Below are 652 nucleotides of genomic sequence, written 5' to 3' on the forward strand. Positions count from 1 at the left end.
CTAAACTCTCTTTGTGCTATTTTTGTAAATAGTCTTCAAAACCGAAAGCTTAAAATATGATTAAAAAAATACTACCACCAATAGCCAAAATAATCCCCAAGACTTTGGATAAGTTCGGTGATGTAAGAATTGACAATTATTTTTGGTTGAACAATAGGGAAAATCCAGAAGTCATTGATTATCTGAATAAAGAGAATGCCTATTACAAAAAAATGACAGCTCATACCAAGGCTTTTCAAAAGGAATTGTTCGAGGAAATGAAGAGTAGAATCAAGGAAGATGACGAGTCAGTTCCTTATTTGTATAACGGTTATTACTACATTACCCGTTTTGAAACCGGTAAAAATTATCCAATTTATTCCAGAAAAAAGGAAAGCCTTTCGGCCAAAGAGGAAATTTTGTTCGATTGTAATACATTGGCAAGAGGAAAATCCTATTTCCAATTAGGCGGTTTGAGCATTAGTCCAGACAACAAATTAGCCGTTTTTAGTTTTGATATTGTTGGACGAAGAATTTATGATATTCAAGTCAAGGATTTGCAAACTGGTAAAATTCTTAGCGATAGAATAGAAAAAGTGTCAGGAAATGCGGTTTGGGCCAATGATAACAAGACGATATTTTATTCGAGTCAAGATGAAGTTACCTTGCGTTC

General features: G+C 33.7%; 1 pseudogene. It reads left to right on the plus strand.

Features of this window, described 5'->3' with window-relative positions:
- Positions 1 to 56 precede the first annotated feature (56 nt).
- Positions 57 to 652: pseudogene (locus EKL98_RS15825) on the plus strand (oligopeptidase B); the annotation flags it as partial.

The sequence above is a fragment of the Flavobacterium bomense genome (genome assembly GCF_003970355.1).